Annotated in this window: 23 protein-coding genes and 1 tRNA gene; 14 read left to right on the top strand and 10 right to left on the bottom strand. The window is 36.9% G+C overall.

Annotation, left to right across the window (positions count from 1 at the left end; genetic code table 11):
- Positions 1 to 48: 48 nt before the first annotated feature.
- The 3 genes from M1F65_RS00250 to M1F65_RS00260 all read left to right on the top strand — a co-directional run bounded on the left by M1F65_RS00250 (position 49) and on the right by M1F65_RS00260 (position 1,722).
- Positions 49 to 504 carry a GNAT family N-acetyltransferase gene (locus M1F65_RS00250; protein WP_084856100.1) on the top strand — a complete coding sequence of 152 codons (456 nt, stop codon included), beginning with the start codon at positions 49 to 51 and terminating at the stop codon, positions 502 to 504.
- 129 nt (positions 505 to 633) lie between these two features.
- Positions 634 to 1,131 (top strand): thiol-disulfide isomerase, encoded by a 498-nt coding sequence (locus M1F65_RS00255; RefSeq protein ID WP_225904040.1) that lies wholly within the window; start codon positions 634 to 636, stop codon positions 1,129 to 1,131.
- A 69-nt stretch (positions 1,132 to 1,200) separates the two neighbouring features.
- Positions 1,201 to 1,722 carry a hypothetical protein gene (locus M1F65_RS00260; RefSeq protein WP_049489621.1) on the top strand — a complete coding sequence of 174 codons (522 nt, stop codon included), beginning with the start codon at positions 1,201 to 1,203 and terminating at the stop codon, positions 1,720 to 1,722.
- A 218-nt stretch (positions 1,723 to 1,940) separates the two neighbouring features.
- On the opposite strand, the gene M1F65_RS00265 is transcribed toward M1F65_RS00260, so the two are convergent.
- The 5 genes from M1F65_RS00265 to M1F65_RS00285 form a co-directional block, all read right to left on the bottom strand.
- Complete coding sequence (locus M1F65_RS00265; protein ID WP_000102421.1) at positions 1,941 to 2,144, bottom strand: CsbD family protein; 204 nt, start codon at positions 2,142 to 2,144, stop codon at positions 1,941 to 1,943.
- Positions 2,145 to 2,185: 41 nt separating this feature from the next.
- Positions 2,186 to 2,770, bottom strand: a complete 585-nt coding sequence (locus tag M1F65_RS00270; RefSeq protein ID WP_049489623.1) for an Asp23/Gls24 family envelope stress response protein — start codon at positions 2,768 to 2,770, stop codon at positions 2,186 to 2,188.
- An 11-nt stretch (positions 2,771 to 2,781) separates the two neighbouring features.
- On the bottom strand, positions 2,782 to 2,952 hold the full coding sequence (locus tag M1F65_RS00275) for a DUF2273 domain-containing protein (protein WP_000454669.1): 171 nt from the start codon (positions 2,950 to 2,952) through the stop codon (positions 2,782 to 2,784).
- 10 nt (positions 2,953 to 2,962) lie between these two features.
- Entirely contained in the window at positions 2,963 to 3,526 is a 564-nt protein-coding gene (amaP, locus tag M1F65_RS00280) for an alkaline shock response membrane anchor protein AmaP (RefSeq protein ID WP_000045615.1), read from the bottom strand.
- Positions 3,527 to 3,625: 99 nt separating this feature from the next.
- Complete coding sequence (locus tag M1F65_RS00285; protein WP_042768735.1) at positions 3,626 to 3,862, bottom strand: GlsB/YeaQ/YmgE family stress response membrane protein; 237 nt, start codon at positions 3,860 to 3,862, stop codon at positions 3,626 to 3,628.
- Between the two features lie 310 nt (positions 3,863 to 4,172).
- On the opposite strand from M1F65_RS00285, the gene M1F65_RS00290 reads away from it, so the two are divergent.
- A complete protein-coding gene (locus M1F65_RS00290) occupies positions 4,173 to 5,654 on the top strand; it encodes an AcpB/EbpR/MafR family transcriptional regulator (protein WP_247925262.1) in 1,482 nt (493 codons plus the stop codon).
- A gap of 615 nt (positions 5,655 to 6,269) precedes the next feature.
- Here M1F65_RS00290 and M1F65_RS00295 read toward each other — a convergent pair.
- From M1F65_RS00295 to M1F65_RS00310, 4 genes are all read right to left on the bottom strand, one after another.
- Entirely contained in the window at positions 6,270 to 6,875 is a 606-nt protein-coding gene (locus tag M1F65_RS00295) for a DUF1269 domain-containing protein (RefSeq protein ID WP_061597013.1), read from the bottom strand.
- A 767-nt stretch (positions 6,876 to 7,642) separates the two neighbouring features.
- The gene (locus M1F65_RS00300) at positions 7,643 to 8,158 is read right to left on the bottom strand and encodes a DUF308 domain-containing protein (protein ID WP_000672739.1); all 516 of its coding nucleotides are present in this window, start codon (positions 8,156 to 8,158) and stop codon (positions 7,643 to 7,645) included.
- Positions 8,159 to 8,484: 326 nt separating this feature from the next.
- Positions 8,485 to 8,557: transfer RNA gene (locus M1F65_RS00305), tRNA-Lys, on the bottom strand.
- 264 nt (positions 8,558 to 8,821) lie between these two features.
- The gene (locus tag M1F65_RS00310; protein WP_001113236.1) at positions 8,822 to 10,093 is read right to left on the bottom strand and encodes a replication-associated recombination protein A; all 1,272 of its coding nucleotides are present in this window, start codon (positions 10,091 to 10,093) and stop codon (positions 8,822 to 8,824) included.
- A 115-nt stretch (positions 10,094 to 10,208) separates the two neighbouring features.
- Between M1F65_RS00310 and M1F65_RS00315 the strand changes: the two genes are divergently transcribed.
- The 7 genes from M1F65_RS00315 (at position 10,209) to pepF (ending at position 16,082) form a co-directional block, all read left to right on the top strand.
- Positions 10,209 to 10,679 (top strand): DUF3013 family protein, encoded by a 471-nt coding sequence (locus M1F65_RS00315; protein WP_038804952.1) that lies wholly within the window; start codon positions 10,209 to 10,211, stop codon positions 10,677 to 10,679.
- Between the two features lie 9 nt (positions 10,680 to 10,688).
- Positions 10,689 to 11,126 carry an NUDIX hydrolase gene (locus M1F65_RS00320; protein ID WP_042902648.1) on the top strand — a complete coding sequence of 146 codons (438 nt, stop codon included), beginning with the start codon at positions 10,689 to 10,691 and terminating at the stop codon, positions 11,124 to 11,126.
- Entirely contained in the window at positions 11,114 to 11,482 is a 369-nt protein-coding gene (locus M1F65_RS00325) for a hypothetical protein (protein WP_042902649.1), read from the top strand. Before M1F65_RS00320 ends, M1F65_RS00325 begins: the two co-directional genes overlap by 13 nt.
- Positions 11,483 to 11,550: 68 nt before the next feature.
- On the top strand, positions 11,551 to 12,567 hold the full coding sequence (locus M1F65_RS00330; RefSeq protein ID WP_042902650.1) for an AbiH family protein: 1,017 nt from the start codon (positions 11,551 to 11,553) through the stop codon (positions 12,565 to 12,567).
- A gap of 12 nt (positions 12,568 to 12,579) precedes the next feature.
- Entirely contained in the window at positions 12,580 to 13,530 is a 951-nt protein-coding gene (gene prmA / locus M1F65_RS00335) for a 50S ribosomal protein L11 methyltransferase (RefSeq protein ID WP_042902651.1), read from the top strand.
- A 1-nt stretch (position 13,531) separates the two neighbouring features.
- Positions 13,532 to 14,275: a 16S rRNA (uracil(1498)-N(3))-methyltransferase gene (locus M1F65_RS00340; RefSeq protein ID WP_042902652.1), complete on the top strand. Its 744-nt coding sequence runs from the start codon at positions 13,532 to 13,534 to the stop codon at positions 14,273 to 14,275.
- A 10-nt stretch (positions 14,276 to 14,285) separates the two neighbouring features.
- The gene (gene pepF / locus M1F65_RS00345) at positions 14,286 to 16,082 is read left to right on the top strand and encodes an oligoendopeptidase F (protein ID WP_247925263.1); all 1,797 of its coding nucleotides are present in this window, start codon (positions 14,286 to 14,288) and stop codon (positions 16,080 to 16,082) included.
- A gap of 91 nt (positions 16,083 to 16,173) precedes the next feature.
- Here the strand turns inward: pepF and M1F65_RS00350 are convergent, their stop codons facing one another.
- On the bottom strand, positions 16,174 to 17,142 hold the full coding sequence (locus tag M1F65_RS00350; protein WP_000748114.1) for a hypothetical protein: 969 nt from the start codon (positions 17,140 to 17,142) through the stop codon (positions 16,174 to 16,176).
- Positions 17,143 to 17,333: 191 nt separating this feature from the next.
- Here M1F65_RS00350 and M1F65_RS00355 point away from each other — a divergent pair, with 191 nt between their 5' ends.
- The 3 genes from M1F65_RS00355 (at position 17,334) to M1F65_RS00365 (ending at position 19,715) form a co-directional block, all read left to right on the top strand.
- Positions 17,334 to 17,996, top strand: coding sequence for a hypothetical protein (locus tag M1F65_RS00355; protein ID WP_042902654.1), 663 nt, complete (start codon positions 17,334 to 17,336; stop codon positions 17,994 to 17,996).
- A gap of 172 nt (positions 17,997 to 18,168) precedes the next feature.
- Complete coding sequence (locus M1F65_RS00360) at positions 18,169 to 18,846, top strand: hypothetical protein (RefSeq protein ID WP_042902655.1); 678 nt, start codon at positions 18,169 to 18,171, stop codon at positions 18,844 to 18,846.
- Positions 18,847 to 19,016: 170 nt separating this feature from the next.
- A complete protein-coding gene (locus tag M1F65_RS00365) occupies positions 19,017 to 19,715 on the top strand; it encodes a hypothetical protein (RefSeq protein WP_042902656.1) in 699 nt (232 codons plus the stop codon).
- Positions 19,716 to 19,800 lie beyond the last annotated feature (85 nt).

A 19,800-nucleotide genomic window follows, 5' to 3' on the forward strand; every position in this document is an offset into this window, starting at 1 on the left:
GGAGAAGTAGTATAATAAAGAAACATTGATAAGATGGTGAGGAAATAGATGACAATTCGTTTTGAAGAAAATGTGAGTACAGAAAACGCTCAGCTCGTATGCCAATGGTCCAACTCCCTTGGCCAAGCTTTTCAAGAACAATGGATGGGACCAATGATTCCTTTTCCCTTAACAATTCAAATCTTGCAAGATTTGGAAGGAATCTTTTCAATCTTTGATGGACAAGAGTTTGTCGGGCTTATCCAGAAAATCAGGCTAGAAGACAGGAATCTTCATATCGGGAGATTTTTTATCAACCCTCAGAAGCAGGGGCAAGGCATAGGTAGCCAAGCTTTAAGGAAGTTTGTTAGTTTGGCATTTGAAAATGAAGACATAGATACTATTTCTCTAAATGTCTACGAGGCAAATCAAAAAGCTTACAATCTTTACCAAAAAGAAGGATTTGAAATCGTTCAAATGGTTGAAACACCTATACGAAAATACATCATGAAAAAGGGTAGATAGCAGTCACTTGAGTTAGAGTCCCAAGGATATCCAAGGATAAGGAAGTTGCCTTTTAAAATTGGAAACAAAATTTCTATGATTTCTTAGATAGAGGAGATAAACACGTCGAGAACTAGAAAAATACGAATCTTGCTCGCTTCTGTACTTGCCTTAGTTGTTGGTATCACTCTTTATTCTCAGTATCAAAGCCACCAAGAATGGTTCCAATTAAAGACTTCCTTTGAAGAAAAGGACACTATAGCCGTCTTAAAACATTTAACGGCGTCAGGGAAATATGCGTCTGACATGCGAAAAGCAGGCTATATTGTTCCTCCCGACGGTGCCATTCGCTTGGATGGAGGAATTGACTCCATAGGGATAAAAGGAGACATTGATTTCAAAATGTTGAATCTTGGTAGGGATGAAATCTCTGTTTTATTTGAAACAAGGGTAAATGAGGAAAAAATAGATGCCTACTATATTTTAGATCATCAATTAACCATAAAACGTAGTTACTATTCTTATATTAGTAATCAAAATAAAGAAAGTGTGACCATCTCTCAAGCCGAAGAAGAACGCCTATTAAAGATTGTTCGAAAAGAGTTGAAAGCTTTTCTAGACAAGATGTATCAGACTTTGTATGGTTGATGTTACTAGTGGGAAATGGATGCGAGACTCTGTTTAGGATGTCAACGATGATGAGAAAAGGGGAGAAGAATGTTTACAGAATTGCTCTTTATTGTCTCTTTTGTGTTACTTTTACGTTTGTTTAAAAGTAGGCGCTCACGAATGATTATAGGAGTCTTGTATAGTTTGCTGCTAGTTTGGTTTGTCTTTTCCGTTTTGAACTATGGCAAATACACTCTTCAACTAGGTCAATCCGTCAACTTAAAAGTAACCCCCAGAACACAAGATTTGGAATACTATTCAATCTTCATCTTGAAGAAAAACGATTCAAGTAAAATTAAATTAACTGGCTCAAGTGTTTGGAGTGAGAGTAATGGTGATGTTTACTATGAAGTAGAGGGACAAAAAATTACAAAAAGCCATGGTTTTGATGAGGAGGATGAAGAACTTCCAAACAATCAAGCAGATATTTATTTAGAAAAAGATGGAGTTGTTGTGAGTTACCAAGGTGAAAAAGTCTTTGATGCCACCAATAACAAGCCCTACACGATAACCATTACCAATGTAGACAACCAACCAGCCCAATTTGAGGCTCAAGTGGTGGATAAATAAGCCAGTCTAGTAGTGTGCAAGCTTTTAAATTTTCTTTCTTTAAAAGGGAGATATTATTTTAAGTAAGCAAAAAAGCCCTGAAACCAGAGACTTTCCTGTTAAGAATTTCTTTTAACGAAAAATGGGAAGCGTGTTTAGAATCCGATCTACAAAAAAAAGAGGACATTTACGGTCCTCTTTTTGACTACTATAATGAAAAGGTCAATTAACGTTTAGCCTTATTTTTCATCTTTGTGAAGCATGTTTTTAACACCTTCAATAGCGCCTTCGACAGCGTCTTTAGCATCTTCAGCAACTTCTTTTACTTTAGAAACAACTTTTTCAGCTGTTCCTTCTTTTTCCATTTTTTCATCGCCGATCATTTTGCCGACACCTTCTTTAATGGAACCTTTTGCTTGGTTTAATTTTTCTTCTGTTGACATGATTCTGCCTCCTTTAAATTGATTGATTTTGACAAGATAAATTAGTGTACGCGAGCATTTTCCTTTGTTTCGCCTTTAACGGCTTCAACACCTTCGCCTACTTTTTCTTGAACAGCAGCAACACCTGAACCGATACCAGATTTCACTTTTTCAAATTGTTCTGAAGCAAATTCTCCTGTTGAAGAAGCCACGTCAGTTACTCGGTCTTGGAGGCTAACTGAATCTGCTTCATGCTGTTCCTTCGTTTTGATATCAACAACATTCACATTGACTTCAACAACTTCTAGATCAGTCATTTTTGTAACTTGTGATACGACAACATCTTTGATTTCTTTGTACAAAGCAGGGACATTCTTTTGGTACTCAACAACAATGTTCAAGTCAACTGCAACTTGTTCTTTCCCAACTTCAACATTGACACCATGAGTGACATTATCTGTATTGATAATTTTTTCTGTTAGATTAGAGAAGAATCCTCCATCCACATCCAAAAGTCCAGGTACTTTTTCAAGTGAAAGACCAATGATTTTTTGGATTACTTTGTCTTCATAAGTGAGTTCCCCTTTAACATTTTGAGAAACAACAGCAACATCTTTTTTTTCTACATTTTTATCTACGTTTGACATACGAGACTCCTTTATTTATTTAAATATTTTTCCTTAACATAGTATCCAGCAAATGCTCCTAAGGCTCCACAAATTAGTACAAATAGTGTTTTGAAAAAGCCAAAGGATAAGATAAAGCAAGCGAGAATGACACCTACTAAACCTGCAATAATTGGATACTGATATTTTTTAAACCATTCCATTTTTACTTCCTTACTTTACACGACTAACAGTCTTTTTGGTCGTTTTTCGAGGTTCAACTTCTTTAACTTTAACTTCAAGTTTTACCTCACGTTCAATACCAAAGAACTGCTTTAATCCATGAGTTATTTCATTCTGAATGACTAGACATCGATTTGAGATGTTGTCTGAAGGAAGAATTTTTCCTTCTACAGTAACGAAACATTTATTTTTGCGGCTATTTACATGGACCGTTGGTTCTTTCATCAACTGATGATCAATGACCAAACATCGAACAAAGCCTTCGATAGCTGAATTTTTTAGTTTTAATGTATCTTCTTGAGTTTCTAATTGAATCTCTAAATATTGTTTAGGATAAAAGAGTATCACTAACATTGAAATTAAAACTAAAACCGATAGGACAAGTGTCCCCCAAAAGACATATCTAGCAATCAGAAATTCAGCGTAGAAATCTCTCCAACTGAATAAGTGGATATCTAAATCACTGACCTGATGATAATCTATGAGAATAGGAAGGAAAATAGTCAAGATTAAGATACAGAAAATAAGTAACAATATTTTCTTTGATTTTGACATATTAAATCCTTTCAAATGAAAAGCTTTAAACCATAATTTTACCCGTCTACAGTATTCAAAATTATGGCTTATCACTTTTAATTTCTTATTAGGTAATGCTTATTTTTTACCAAATAGAAATGAAACGACTGCAACAACAATCACAGCACCTACGATTGATGGAATAATAGCCATCCCAGCCAATGAAGGTCCCCAGCTTCCGAGAAGAGATTGTCCTACAGATGAACCGATAAGCCCTGCAAAGATATTTGCAATTATTCCCATTGAACCACCTTTTTTAGTGATTGCACCAGCGGCGAGACCAATAAGACCTCCTACAATAATGGACCACAACATAGTGTATCCTCCTTTTCTATTTCTAAATCAAAGAATCAATTTCAGAAAATCAATTTCTTTGATTAAATTAATTATATAATATTTAAATATGGAAGGATAATAATTTGTCTTAGATTACGTATTATAAAAATACACCATAGGTACAAATAAATAAGAAAATCTTGGTGCTACTGAGTTTCTAAGTGATTAGACTAGTCTTTTGATGACAAGCAAAAGTCGTTGTAAGAGGATAAATGCACTCTATATGGTATAATTGCATGAAGATTGATAGGCAATCGTTTAGTTTATTACAAAGAGAGAAAAGCTATTCATGAGAGATTTATTATCGAAAAAAAGTCACAGACAATTAGAATTATTAGAATTACTATTTGAAAACAAACGCTGGTTTCATATTTCAGAACTAGCAGAATTATTGCACTGTGCAGAACGTTCTGTAAAAGATGACTTATCCCATGTCAGATCTTCTTTTCCTGACTTGCTATTTCATTCCTCGACAAATGGTATCCGTATCATAAATACTGACGATAGTGATATTGAAATGATCTATCATCATTTTTTTAAGCATTCAACTCACTTTTCAATATTAGAATTTGTCTTCTTCAATGAAGGATGTGATAAAGAGAATATTTGCAAAGAGTTTTATATCAGTTCTTCCTCTCTTTACCGTATCATCAGTCATATTAATAAAATTATTAAGAAGCAATATCGTTTTGAAATTAGCCTCAATCCAGTTCGAATCACTGGAAATGAAATCGATATCCGTTACTTTTTTGCCCAATATTTTTCAGAGAAATATTATTTCCTCGAATGGCCCTTTGAAGATTTTTCTGTAGAACCTTTGTGTAAGCTGTTGGCACTGGTCTATAAAGAAACTGCATTTCCAGTCAATTTCGCCACTCAACGAATGTTAAAGTTACTCCTCGTAACAAATTTATACCGAATAAAGTTTGGTCATTTCTTGGAAGTTGAGAAAAATTCTTTTAACAATCAATTGTTGGAATCTTTCATGCAGGCAGAAGAAATCGAAGAGATTGTAGCCAGCTTTGATTCTGAATATCATATCTCATTGAATATAGAAGTGATAGGTCAACTGTTTGTATCCTATTTTCAAAAAATGTTTTTCATAGATGAAGAAGTATTTCTGAACCATGCAAAAACAGACAGTTATGTAAAAAAATCGTATCAGTTATTGGGAGATCTAGTAGATCAGGTATCAAGAGACTATAATCTTCAAGTAGACAATAGAGACAATCTGATTTGGCATCTGCATAATACGGCACATCTGCATCGTCAGGAATTATCGACAGAGTTTATCCTATTTGATCAAAAAGGTAATACAATCAAGAACTTTCAAAATATTTTCCCTCGCTTTGTTTCAGAGGTGAAGGAAGGAATGGAACATTATCTAAAGACTTTGGAAATGGATGATAGTTCAATGAAGGTCAATCATTTGTCTTATACTTTTATCACTCATAGCAAACACTTGGTGCTAAATCTTTTACAAAATCAACCGAAATTAAAGGTTTTGGTTATGAGTAATTTTGATCAGTATCATGCAAAATCAATAGCTGAGACACTTTCTTACTATTGCAGTAACAATTTTGAACTGGAAGTTTGGGGTGAATTAGAGTTATCCCTTGATGCTCTAAAAGAATCACCTTACGACATCATTATTTCTAATTTTATTATTCCGCCGATTGAAAATAAGAGACTGATCTATTCCAATAATGTCAATACAGTCGCTCTCATCTCTTTGCTTAACGCAATGATGTTTATTCGATTAGACGAGTAACTAAGAATAACAAAAAACGCTATCTAGCGTTTTTTCTTATAAGAAAAGAATTTCATCTATATTAGACTCAGAATATCCTAAAAATCTTGTCATTTCTTAGTTCAGAATAAACAAAAAAGCCTTGATTTCAAGGCTTTTCCTGTTGTATTTAGATGCCCCCTGCATGAATTTGTAAGAACTTTTCATATTGAAAATAAACAAAAATGTTGAAATATAGCTGATTTTAGGGAAATACTTTTAGGTATTTTCAATGTCAGGATTTAAAAATGGGGCAAAAGTGGGGCAAAAACAAATGACTCACATTTGGTTAGAAAACCTATAATACCTATATATGTTGACCCTCGTATCCAGACGAACCATAACTCTATAAGCTTTGATTCAGGAGACCGGTGTACCTATGATAAATCATCAGTGCCTATTATTAGAGAATATAGAAAAGTCATGTAAATTAGCTACAAATTTACATGACTAACATAAAAAGCGAATAAACAGAAGTTTAAGTGCCAGAAAACTCCGTTTGGTCGCTTTTTTATTAATTTAAACCATTTATTTAAATAGCTTAATAGTAAAGATTTTTAAAAATCGAAATCTTTTTACCTCAGTCTCTTCAGTCTGTTAATTTTTTTTCGAAAATTTCTCTTTAATATTAGCTTTCAATTTATCAAATTTTTCACGACGAGCTTCTTTTTTATCCGCAATTAAGCGAGCTTTAGCTTGATGCTCTAAATCTTCTTGAATTTTGAGAGCTGACTCTATCTCTGCCGCAACAGTAGCGACATCCCATCTAGCAATGTCAACCTGATACTTTTCAAAAATAGCATTTAAAACAGATTCATCATTTTCTTGTACAAGTGCAATAATAGCTACTTCGCCATTAGTCAACTTTTTACTAACGGTTGTAATTAATGCCGAATTGATCAATTCTTTGTCTGAACCAACGGAGGCGCCAATTGCTCCACCAGTAGCAAAACCAAAGAGAACACCTAGTGGTCCACCTAAAATTCCGATTAAACTACCAATTAATCCGCCTTCGAAATAATCATCTCCTAGGGAATTCATCAAATCAAAGCTATCTTTGACGTTAACAACACCATTTTCAGCTTTTACAATTGAAGCCTGAGCTAATTTTGTATTTTCAGTTTGAACAAACTGTTTTAATTCTGAAAAGGCCTGAAAGGCTTCACTTTCAATATGAAAAATTGAGACAACAACATTTTCCATGGGCTTACACTCCTTTATTACTTTATAGAGATAGAATAAAATCTCCTATATTTAGTAGTACAAAATACTGCTACACAAGGTGAATTATAGCATACAATAATCTTTTATACAATATACAATATATTACAAAAAGATTAAATTTTTATTTAAAAACTTATATTCTATAAATTAGGCAATTTTAAAATTTTGATTAAAAAGAAAGATTTAGATAGAGCTGTTGGTAGACTTAGGAAATTTTAAGAACATGCATTAGTTAAATTAAATGGTTCTTTTCAATTAAGTTTTAACTTCTATCTGGTAAGTAAAAGGAAAAATAATACCCGTGGTGCTAGTTAAACTCAAAATACAAGAAAAGCCTAAAAGGACTATACTGTAAGTGACAAAACAAAACAGGAGGATAGTCCAAATGAGCCACTTACATTAGTCCTGTGAAATACAGAACTAAATCCTTCACTTAAATTACTTGTCTAACTTTTTGGGGTCAGTACAAACAGTGCTTTTTTTGTTGAAATCGCAAAGAATCTAAGCTTTCTTTTTGCAGATAACATTCGCTCTTTTATTTTCGGTATGATTGAGTCGATGCCCCCTTCTCGACCGGTTATTATTGCAACTTATCGAATGCTAGAGCACTATGCCATCACTTTTTGGAAGAATACTTAGAGCAATTCTACGTAGAATGGAATGCGAAAAAGTGATAATTAAAGAGACGAAAAAGCTGAGAATATGATTTCCCAGCTTTTTTGAATGCGATAGAAATAGCAACTAGACTATTTACGAAAGGCATCAAGGATATAGGTGAAACCAACAATTAAAAATGCAAAGGCAACGACATAAACGACAAAGACACTTGTAGCTACTGGATTGAACAAAATCACTAGACCTAGTAAAAATGCAAGCAACGCTATCCACATGATATGGTTGCCAATAATAGGGAAAATCAATCCCAGACGATTGCCTTTAAAGAAAGCTATAATGGCTTCTACAATTAACCAAATTCCTAAAATAGTTGGAATGACAACTGGCAGCGTCACAAAGCCATAGGCAACGAGGTAAAGAGCTAAGAGAAGATTAACAATCCCTTGGAAAAGATGAGCTGGTGAGCGAAGCTCTTTTGGTACAGAGAAATAGCCTAAAATAGCTGCTATAGAAGAAACCAGTAAACCAAATGCAATCCACCAGCTGTAAGCAACAAGATTAGCTACTGGGTTTGTAAATAGGAAAAGTCCTAAAAGGACAAAAACAACTCCTGCAAGGAATAGCAGTAAACGATTAGAAAATTTCATTTCAATACCCCCTATATAGTATAGTATAGTTTGATAATAAAAATATTATACACCTTTTTAGAGGAAATGTCAATAAACAAAATGGAAAATTTGGAAGTTTCAGTTTTTATCATTTTGAAAATAAAAAGAGAAGATAAAATTTGTCTTCTCTACATGAAAATATTGTATGGCATCAAAGCAAAAGTAACTGGCTTTACACTATTTGTTAAGATGTAATTTGATTCAAAAAGAAAAGATAGATTTAAAAGTGGGGCAAATGATGGAGCAAATCAGTTATAGACAAGCAAAAAAGCCTTGAAATTAAGGCTTTTTCCTGTTGTATTTAGTGCCCCCTACAGGGATCGAACCTGTGACCCACGGATTAAGAGTCCGCTGCTCTGCCAGCTGAGCTAAGGAGGCAAAGAAAAAGCTGTATTGGTGCCGAATCTTCACGGTTTGTATTGAACCCGCGCAATTAAGCAGGTGGGCAACTCGCTCTAACTGAAGCTGTTTCCGTGTGAGACGGCTTACATGCTGTTAGAAGACTTTTGTTTCCCTAATAATACAAAAAATAGTCGGTCAACACTTAAGTGTGAAGTCGTACACCACAGCGTTTCTATGTTTATATGATACCACTTTTTTTAAAAAATTCAAGAGGAAAATTTATTTTTTTTGAAAAGGATTTCACAAGTTTCTTAATTTATCAATGGTTTCCTTACGTTGGGCTAAGGCCCGTTCGTACTTGCCAGTTTCCTCTGGTGAAAAGTAGCTATGATTGCGAATCTTTTCTGGCAAGTAGTCTTGTTTGACCCAGTGTCCAGGATAGTTGTGTGGATAGAGATAGTTTTGAGCGTTGCCCAATTCCTTGCTACCACTATAATGTCCATCACGCAGATGTCGTGGAATGGGCAAATGCCCTGATGTTTTGAGGTCAGCAAGAGCCTTGTCCATAGCCACATAGGCTGAGTTGGATTTTGGAGAAAGGGCCAAATCAATCACGATATTGGCAATGAGAATGCGAGCTTCTGGGAAACCAATTCTTTGTGCAGCATCTAGAGCAGTTACGGTATGAATCTGGGCTTCAGGATTGGCCAAACCAATATCCTCATAGGCAATCACAGTCAAACGACGAGCGAGACTAGGCAGATCCCCAGCTTCAATCAAGCGGGCTGCGTAATGAAGACTGGCATCCACATCCGAGCCGCGGATGGACTTTTGCAGGGCTGAGAGGACATCATAGTGGCCATCCCCATCCTTGTCCATAGTTATATAGCTCCTTTGCAGACTGTTCTCCATGATATCAAGAGTGATATGGCGGATGCCCTTATCATTTTCAGGGGTAGAGAGAACAGCCAAGTCAAGTGAGTTGAAGGCAGAGCGAAGATCTCCGTTTGTAGAGGTTGCGATGAAATCCAGCGCCTCCTCATCTAGCTCTACTGGAAAATCAAAACCACGCTCAGGGTTACTTAGAGCTATCTGAATCGCTTCTTTGACATCTTGATTGGACAGAGGTTCCAACTCAAAAATCTGAACACGGCTACGGATGGCAGGAGTGACAGAAAAGAAGGGATTTTCAGTCGTAGCCCCAATCATGATGACAAGTCCACTTTCCAAGAGAGGAAGGAGAAAGTCTTGCTTGGTTTTGTCAAGACGATGAATCTCGTCTAGTAGCAGTACAAGGCCACCTGAGAATTTAGCTTCTTCAGCAATCTCTTGGAGCCGTTTTTTACTATCAACAGTGGCATTGAAGGTCCGAAAGGCATACTTGGTTGTTCCAGCGATGGCAGAGGCGATACTGGTTTTGCCGATTCCTGGAGGTCCGTAGAGAATCATGGAAGACAGACGATTGGCTTCCACCATACGACGGATAATTTTTCCAGGTCCTACCAGATGCTTTTGACCGATGACTTGGTCGATAGTTTTAGGGCGCATGCGAAGCGCGAGATTGTCTGGCATAGCAGTCCTTTCTAACATGGATTTTCTGATGTATATGTGGTAAGATGGTAGTATCTATTTTAGCATATTTCCGAGCAATCGGGGCGATTAAAGAGTCGCATAGAAAGAGGACAAAATGGCAACATACGGATTTTTAGATGTTTTAGAGGAAGAATTGGACAAGAACTTTCCTTTTGACTATGAGATTAGCTGGGACAAGCGCAACCACGCGGTTGAAGTGAGTTTTCTCTTGGAAGCGCAAAACGCTACAGGTGTGGAGATGGTGGATGAAGACGGAGAGGTTTCTTCGGATGATATTCTCTTTGAAGAAGCAGTGCTTTTTTACAATCCTGCTAAGTCAACAGTTAATGCAGAAGATTATTTGGCTGTCATTCCTTATCTGCCTAAAAAAGGATTTTCTCGCGAGTTTTTAGCTTATTTTGCCCTTTTCCTGAAAGATACTGCCGAGGTTGGGCTGGATGCCCTCATGGACTTTTTGGAAGACCCAGAAGCAGAAGAATTTGTCATGGAATGGAACCAAGAAGTCTTTGAAGAGGGAAAAGTCGGCTTGGAAGAAGGAGAGTTTTATCCTTATCCGAGGTATTAGGAGTCTGATATGGAAAAAGAAATTTCTGATTTTACAGGTTGCAAAATTGCCCTCTTTTGTGGTGATAAGCTCTTAACTATCTTACGTGATGACAAATCAAATATTCCATACCCTAATACCTGGGAATTACCAGGTGGCGGACGAGAAGGTGATGAAAGTCCTTTTGAGTGCGCGGCGCGTGAAGTTTACGAAGAACTAGGAATTCATCTGACTGAGGATTGTCTGCTTTGGACTAAGGTGTACCCAAGTATGCTTTTTGAGGGGAAGGAATCCGTCTTTCTAGTGGGAAAGTTGACTCAGGAACAGTTTGACAAGATTGTCTTTGGTGATGAAGGGCAGGGATATAGACTGATGGGCATTGAGGAATTTCTTAGCTCAGATAAGGTTGTACCCCAGTTGCAGGATAGAGTGAGGGATTATTTGGAGGAAATGAAGTGGTTTATATAATTGGAACAACGACGTTAAATAAGGAAGTTAAACGCAAACTAAAAACTGGACAATATTCTAGAGAAGAAGCTACATTCATCTATATGGAATATTTAAAGTTAAAGAAGCAGAGAGAAAGTGGTACGAAAGTAGCTGGGATTTCTATGGCCCTTATCTGGGGGTTGCTGTATGTTCTGTCTTTACAAGGTGAGAATAATCAAACACTTTCATTTTCAGAATATTTTTTGTTTCTGATACTGTTAGCAGGAATTGTTCTATTTGTTTATTATCTTACGTTTGGTATTTTTAAACAGCAGATTCATAGCGCAATGAAAGAACACTATACAGATGTGATTGAGGAATGTAAGGGACGGTAAAAACTTTTTCAAAATAGTGGAATGCTGGTTGATTAGGAAGAGTCATTTGAAAGGAAATTATTTAAGTAATGAATATTACATATATTGTTGGGAATGGTTTAGATTTGCAATATGGTTTAAAAACAAAATACAAGGATTTCTATGACTTTCAACATAAAGTTTATATGGAAAGGAAAGAGAAAGAAAGATATTCAAATTTAATCTATGAATCGTTATTTACAGATAAAGTAAATGATTATAAAAATTGGTCAGATTTTGAATTATCAATTGGAGAATTAACAAAAAAGAATTCTGGAATTATTCTAAGCAAAGAATCAAAGGATAAATTCATTGATGATTTTACTGATATAATCGATGATTTAATTGCTTATTTAAGGATGGTAGAGGAAACCTTTAATGTTGAAAATTATAAAATTGATTTTGAAAACACTCTAAATCGAATTAAGACTGATTGTCCTATATCAAATCAAGAAGTTATTAGCCAAAAGTATAATGACAAGCCAATTGGAAATGATCATGTAAATATTCTTAGTTTAAACTATACTAGTATACTTGATAAGTTATATGAATCATCAACAGTAACATTTAGTAATGCTCTGAGGCATAATGCTTATAGTTTTCAAATATCAAAACCAATCCATGTGCATGGTATTTTAGATGCTTGTACAATTTTAGGGGTCAGTGACGAGTCACAAATTTCAGCTACATTTAGTGATGAGCAAAAAAGTTTTCTTATAAAAGAATATATTTTGAAAGAATATAGAGAAAATATGGATGTTAGGAATAGCGAGATAATTAAAAATTCTGACATAATTATTCTTTACGGAGTGTCTCTTGGTATTACTGATAAATATCTGTGGAATCAGATTGCTAAACGCTCAATTGATGATAAGGTCCCAGTAGTTGTTTATCATTATGCTCCTAATTTTGCTGCAGGAAATCCTAATAGAGTGAGACGCTTATATAAAATGGTAGAAAACAAATTCATACAGAATAGTGGTATTGACTTAGAGTTAGAGAAGAAATTAAGAGAAAATCTTATTGTTGTTATCGGAAAGAATATTTTTAACTTAATGGAAAGGTAAGCAAAGTACAAAATGGAAACATGGCAAGAGTTAAAAGTTACAGTGAAGCGTGAGGGGGAGGAGCTGGTCTCCAATCTCTTGATTGAGCTGGGGGCGCAAGGTGTTGCGATCGAAGACAGTATGGACTATGTGGGGAATGTGGATCGCTTCGGTGAGATTTTCCCAGAGGTCGAGCAACAAGAAGAAATCGTAGTGACCGCCTACTATCCAGATACGGTTGATGTGGCAGTGGTTGAGGCGAACTTGCAGGCTCGTCTAGCAGAATTGACAGACTTTATGGATTTGGGTGAGGTCAAGATGGGGACGACTGCCTTGGCTGAGGAAGACTGGGCAGACAACTGGAAGAAATATTATGAACCAGCTCGCATCACTCATGACTTGACCATTGTGCCGTCCTGGACGGACTACGAGGCGACTGCTGGAGAAAAGATTATCAAGCTGGATCCAGGCATGGCTTTTGGGACTGGAACGCATCCAACGACCAAGATGAGCCTTTTCGCCTTGGAGCAGGTTCTTCGTGGTGGGGAAACGGTGCTGGATGTAGGAACTGGTTCAGGTGTCCTTTCTATTGCTAGCTCGCTTCTTGGTGCCAAAGAAATCTTCGCCTATGACCTGGATGATGTGGCTGTTCGTGTGGCTCAGGAAAATATTGAGCTCAACCCTGGTATGGAAAATATCCATGTTGCTGCTGGAGATTTGCTTAAGGGTGTAGAAATTGAGGCAGATGTCATCGTGGCTAATATCTTGGCGGATATTCTCATCCATCTGACAGAGGATGCTTATCGTTTGGTCAAGGGCGAAGGCTACCTGATCATGAGTGGGATTATCAAGGACAAGTGGGACATGGTGCGCGAGTCGGCTGAGTCAGCTGGATTTTTCCTTGAAACCCACATGATTCAAGGGGAATGGAATGCCTGTGTCTTTAAGAAAACCAAGGATATTTCAGGTGTGATTGGAGGCTAGCATGCAGCAGTATTTTGTCAAAGGCAGTGCAATCTCTCCTGTCACTATTGAGGACAAGGAAACCAGCAAGCATATGTTTCAGGTCATGCGCTTGAAAGAAGATGATGAGGTGACCTTGGTCTTTGATGATGGCGTCAAGCGCTTGGCGCGCGTGTTGGATGTGGAAGCACGTCAGTTTGAGTTGGTTCAAGAATTAGCTGACAATGTGGAACTGCCAATCCAAGTGACCATCGCATCTGGCTTTCCCAAGGGAGACAAGCTGGAGTTTATTACTCAGAAAGTAACCGAGCTCGGAGCTAGTCAAATCTGGGCCTTCCCTGCCGACTGGTCAGTTGCCAAGTGGGATGGTAAGAAATTGGGCAAGAAAGCCGAAAAACTAGAAAAAATTGCCCTTGGAGCAGCAGAACAAAGCAAGCGGAATCTGGTCCCAAGTATCCAACTTTTTGAGAAAAAAGCAGACTTTCTAGCCCAGCTGGACCAGTTTGACTCTATTGTAGTGGCCTATGAAGAATCAGCAAAAGAAGGAGAGACCGCTGCGCTTCTGCAAGCAGTCACTGGTCTTGAAAAAGGAGCTAAGTTGCTCTTTATATTTGGTCCAGAAGGTGGTCTATCACCTGCGGAAATTGAAAGTTTTGAAGCCAAAGAAGCTGTTTTGGCAGGACTTGGCCCTCGCATCTTGCGAGCAGAAACAGCACCACTTTACGCCTTATCAGCCCTTAGTGTTTTAGTAGAATTAGAAAAATAAGAGGAAGAAAATGGAACAAAAACACCGTTCAGAATTTCCAGAAAAGGAACTTTGGGATTTAACCGCCCTATACCAAGACCGTGAGGACTTCTTGCGAGCAATCGAAAAGACTCGCGAAGATATCAACCAATTTAGCCGTGACTACAAGGGAAATCTTCACACTTTTGAAGATTTCGAGAAGGCCTTTGCGGAATTGGAACAAATCTATATCCAGATGAGCCATATCGGCAATTATGCCTTTATGCCTCAGACGACAGACTATAGCAATGAAGAATTTGCTAATATTGCCCAAGCTGGGATGGAATTTGAAACAGACGCCAGCGTAGCCTTGACCTTCTTTGACGACGCCTTGGTGGCAGCAGACGAGGAAGTCTTGGACCGTTTGGGTGAGCTGCCACACTTAACGGCAGCCATTCGTCAGGCCAAAATCAAAAAAGCCCACTACCTAGGGGCGGATGTGGAGAAGGCCTTGACCAATCTGGGTGAAGTTTTCTACAGCCCACAGGACATTTATACTAAGATGCGTGCTGGGGACTTTGAAATGGCTGACTTTGAAGCCCATGGCAAGACCTACAAAAACAGCTTTGTTACCTATGAAAATTTCTACCAAAACCACGAGGACGCTGAGGTTCGTGAGAAATCTTTCCGTTCTTTCTCAGAGGGACTCCGTAAGCACCAAAATACGGCAGCAGCAGCCTATTTAGCTCAAGTCAAGTCTGAAAAACTCTTGGCAGATATGAAGGGCTACGACTCAGTCTTTGATTATCTCCTAGCTGAGCAAGAAGTGGACCGTGCCATGTTTGACCGTCAGATTGACCTCATCATGAAGGACTTTTCGCCAGTTGCCCAGAGATACCTCAAGCATGTTGCCAAGGTCAATGGTCTTGAAAAGATGACCTTTGCAGACTGGAAATTGGACTTGGACAGCGCCCTCAATCCTGAAGTGACTATTGACGACGCCTATGATTTGGTTATGAAGTCAGTAGAACCTTTGGGTCAAGAATATTGTCAGGAAGTTGCTCGCTATCAAGAAGAACGCTGGGTGGACTTTGCTGCTAACAGTGGCAAGGATTCTGGTGGTTATGCGGCGGATCCGTATCGCGTGCACCCTTATGTCCTCATGAGCTGGACAGGTCGTTTGAGTGATATCTATACCTTGATTCATGAAATCGGACATTCTGGTCAATTTATCTTTTCAGATAATCACCAAAGTTACTTCAATGCTCATATGTCGACCTACTACGTCGAAGCGCCATCAACCTTCAATGAATTGCTTCTTAGTGATTACTTGGAGCACCAATCTGACGACCCTCGTCAAAAACGTTTCGCTCTTGCCCACCGCTTGACAGATACCTACTTCCATAATTTCATCACCCACCTCTTGGAGGCAGCCTTCCAGCGTAAGGTTTATACACTGATTGAAGAAGGGGAGACCTTTGGAGCAAGCAAGCTCAACAGCATTATGAAGGAAGTCTTGACAGATTTCTGGGGAGATGCTATTGAAATTGACGACGATGCGGCACTCACTTGGATGCGCCAAGCTCACTACTACATGGGCTTGTATAGTTACACTTACTCTGCTGGACTAGTTATCTCGACTGCGGGTTACCTCCATCTGAAATATTCGGAAACTGGAGCTGAAGACTGGCTCAACCTCCTCAAATCAGGTGGTAGTAAGATACCGCTTGAGTCAGCCATGATTATCGGAGCGGATATCTCAACAGACAAACCACTCCGTGATACGATTCAGTTTCTGTCTGAAACAGTTGACCAGATTATCGCTTACAGTGCCCAGTTGGGAGAGTAAGGGTATCCAGTGTCGGATTTAAGACGGTTTATCGATAAGATGAATACACAAAAATCACCTGTTTGAGGTGATTTTTTTATGCTTTAAAGATTTATTCAAATTTTCCTTTATTGGCCTCGTTTGAAGCCTTCATGCTAATTTGTAAAAGGTTGGCGAGATTTTCATTGTCAAGGCTAGCTTCACCATTATTATCCACTTTTATGGCAAGGTAATGGGTGTTACGATCAAGATAATCCATGCCCTCTAGGTCTACGTAGTTGTCAGCTTTAAAATCAAGCGCCGCTAATTGATAAACAAATCGAATATTTAGAGCCTTAGCATAGTCGGACTGACCAACCTTTTGTTGCTCTTCCACCAGTCCTTGAAAGAAGTCTTGGAAGTTATCATGATAAGTAGCCTTGACTTCGTATTGGTAGGTATCAACAGATGGGGACATAAATTTCAAATAAACCATGTCGCCCTCCACCTTATAGTCCTCAAGAGTATAGGCACCTGCTTTTCCTAATGCATTGGTGTTGACCTTGAAAAACATAGGAGCATAAATTTTGAGAGGATATTTTTCTCCTTTATATTCAAAGACGGTATCATTTGAAAAATTCGGACGGATTTTAGTTAACTCAGGGACTAAATATTCGTTCCAAATCTTATCAAATAACTCTTCTTGATTGCTAGCACTCGCTGATTTCACAACTAGGTCAAAATTTTCTTGATTGACAAAGACAGCATCCACTAATTTGAGGGCTGTTTGAACCTTAGGATCCGAAATTTCCTTTTTCTTTTTTTCAAGATTCTCAGCCGCCTCTTTCGTGCGATCTAAAGTTTTATTAAATTGACTGCCACTGTTGGTTTCAACAAAGGTTCTCTCATAGTTGGTAGGTTCAACTTTGGCATTCCAGTCAAATGAAGCAGCAGGACCAGTTACATCTTTCTTGTGATAGGTAGAAGCCTGATTGTTTGAATTATTTGTAGAACTAGTAGATGGCTTTGATGAGCAAGCACCAAGGGCTAAGGCTAGTGTTGTCACACAAGCTAGGCAACAAAGTCTGAACGATTTTTTCATACATTTCTCCTTCAAGTAATGCTTGTTATTCATTGTCTATTATATCATGACCTTTAGAATTACAGTGTTTTAAAATGTATTAGACAGGATTTTAACATCATAGATGAAACAGTCATATCAGCCTTTTATGATATACTATAAGGGAAATATGATTAGTTGTTTTATTAATTATCATAAGTAAGGAGAAGGTTATGAAAAAACGCGCGTTTTTCGCAATATTACTTTTAGGAGGATTGATCATGATAGGATTAACAGGATGTGGAGAAAATAAGAACAGTAGAGAATGGATTGAGAACAAAGTCTCTGAGGTTAGTCGTGTCTATCCAACCGAGAATCTGTTTGATTTGTTTAAGCAGTTTCCGGAGGGGTTCAAAGTAAATCAAGTATTTATAAAACGTGGAAACTATATTATCGAAATAACTTTACAAGGAGATAGTAGTAACCAAACAATTTCCGGAGTACTAACTAAAACACGTGCTTCTGATGATATTACTGAAAAGCCAGAAGAAACTATAAAAGTAGATTATATTGATGGGAAGTTTATCTTTTCTGATGAGAAGAAGGCGAAAGAATTATGGCCTTTTAATGGATTTTTATTTCAAAAGTTAACAATTAATCACTCTTTTCTATCTTCATTATCTATGAAATCTAAAAATTATAATGGCAATAATGGAGCATTTGATATTGATTATTTAGTTCAAAATCAAACTATCAATCAGTATTTTAAAAAAGATGAAAATGAACAAGCAACATTAGGCTTTGGAAGTTCATACCGAAACGACGATTATTACTATTATTCAGTAACTGTCAACTACGATAGTATTTATACATATAGAGAAACGGTATCAAATTAATAGGAAATAAAATGCTAGATGAAAAATTTATGAACAGTGGAATTCCAACTTTAGATGCTTCTAATCTGACTTACGAATTTGAATAAGAAGCAAGGAAATATTGCTTTTATGGTATATTATAAGGGAGCTATGGTCAGCTGTTTTATTGAATATTATAAATAAGGAGAGTATTATGAAAAAACGTATGTTTTTCGCAAAGTTAGTTTTAGTAGGATTGATCATGATAGGATTGGCAGGATGTGGAGAAAATAAGAACAGTCGAGAATGGATTGAGAACAAAGTCTCTGAGGTTAGTCGTGTCTATCCAACCGAGAATCTGTTTGATTTGTTTAAGCAATTTCCAGAAGGGTTTGAGATTGAGCAGGTTTATTTTAAAAAGAAAAGTGATGGAATTGACGATTTTATCACAGAAATTAAGCTGAAAGGTGATGCAACATCGCATACAATAACAGGTACTCTTGCTAAAAGCCCAGCGAAGGATGATGCACCAAAAAGCGAAGAAGAAGTAGTAAATGTTCAATATGTAGACAACAAATTTATTTTTTCTAATGAAGAAACCGCTAAAAAGATATGGAAGTTTGATGGTTTCTTGTTTCAAAAACTAGGTATAGATAAAGAATTTTTAAGTAAATTATCATTAAAAAACAAACATTTTAACGGAAATAATGGTTCTTTTGATATAGATTATATTATTAAAAACACAACGATTAACCAATATTTTAATAAACAGCAACAAGTTGAAACAGTGCTAGGATTTGGTAGTTCCTTGAGATTAGACGACTTTTATTACTATTCTGTTACTGTTGATTTTAATGATGACTATTATTTTAAGGAGAGAGTATCGAATTAGGAGAGAAGTATGAGTAAGAAGGATACAGAGAATAGTGGTATTGCTACTCTAGATACAGCAAATCTGACTTACGAACTTGAATAAGAAGCAAGGAAATATTGCTTTTATGGTATATTATAAGGAAGCTATGGTCAGCTGTTTTATTGAATATTATAAGTAAGGAGAGTATTATGAAAAAACGTATGTTTTTCGCAAAGTTAGTTTTAGTAGGATTGATGATGATAGGAATAACAGGATGTGGAGAAAATAAGAACAGTCGAGAATGGATTGAAAACAAAGTATCTGAAGTTAGTCGTGTCTATCCAACAGAGAATCTGTTTGACTTGTTTAAGCAATTTCCGAAAGGGTTTGAGATTGAGCAGGTCTATTTCAAAAAGAAAAGTGATGGAATTGACGATTTTATCACAGAAATTAAGCTGAAAGGTGATGCTACATCGCATACAATAACGGGTACTCTTGCTAAAATTCCAGCGAAGGATGATGCACCAGAAAGCGAAGAAGAGGTAGTAAGTGTTCAGTATGTAGACAATAAATTTATTTTTTCTGATGAAGAAACTGCTAAAAAAATGTGGAAGTTTGACAGATTTTTATTTCAAAAGTTGACTTTAAATAAAACAGAATTGTCTAAGTTAAGATTAAAAGAGAAATCGTATAATAGCGTGACAAATGGTTTTAGTATTTTATATTTTACAGAAAATGAAGTAGTTAATAATTATTTTCATAAAAATGATTCTGAAACATCCGTACTGGAGATTGGAAGTTCTCTACAAAATGAGGGTTATTACTACTACTCAATTTTACTAGATTACAATGATGGCTATTATTTTAAAGAAACGGTATCAAATGCGGAGGTATATAACGGCCAATAGTGGAATTCCAACTTTAGACGTGGCGAATATGACTTACGAATTTGAATAAGACGCAAGGCAATATTGCTTTTTATGATATCCTACA

This window comes from Streptococcus oralis, assembly GCF_023109195.1.
GTDB lineage: Bacteria > Bacillota > Bacilli > Lactobacillales > Streptococcaceae > Streptococcus > Streptococcus oralis_BV.